Annotated in this window: 1 protein-coding gene; it reads right to left on the reverse strand. The window is 70.5% G+C overall.

Translation table 11 applies throughout. The annotated features are described in order from the left end of the window. The coding region (locus IH13_RS39530) for a beta-ketoacyl synthase N-terminal-like domain-containing protein (RefSeq protein ID WP_037843546.1) at positions 1-380 on the reverse strand (380 nt) is incomplete at both ends.

The raw sequence follows: 380 nt of genomic DNA on the forward strand, positions 1-380 counted from the left end.
GCGGCCGTCCGCCGACAGGCCGCGCTGCCGGGAGAACTCCACGAACGCGGTCGGGCTGGCAAGAAGCGCGACCCCGCCGGCGAGCGCCATGGTGCATTCACCCTGGCGGAGAGCCTGGGCCGCGAGGTGGAGGGCGACCAGTGACGAGGAGCAGGCGGTGTCGACCGTGACGGCAGGGCCTTCCAGACCCAGCATGTAGGCGATGCGGCCGGACACCACGCTCGTTGCGGTGCCTGTGAGGAGATGCCCTTCACTGCCTTCTGAGCCCTGAGCCACTCCCACGCCGTACCCGGAGGAGGAGGCCCCCGCGAACACGCCTATCTGCTCACCGCGCACCGAGGCCGGGTCGATTCCCGCACCCTCGAAGAGCTCCCATGACG

The sequence above is a fragment of the Streptomyces sp. NRRL WC-3549 genome (assembly GCF_000721935.1).
Taxonomy (GTDB): domain Bacteria; phylum Actinomycetota; class Actinomycetes; order Streptomycetales; family Streptomycetaceae; genus Streptomyces.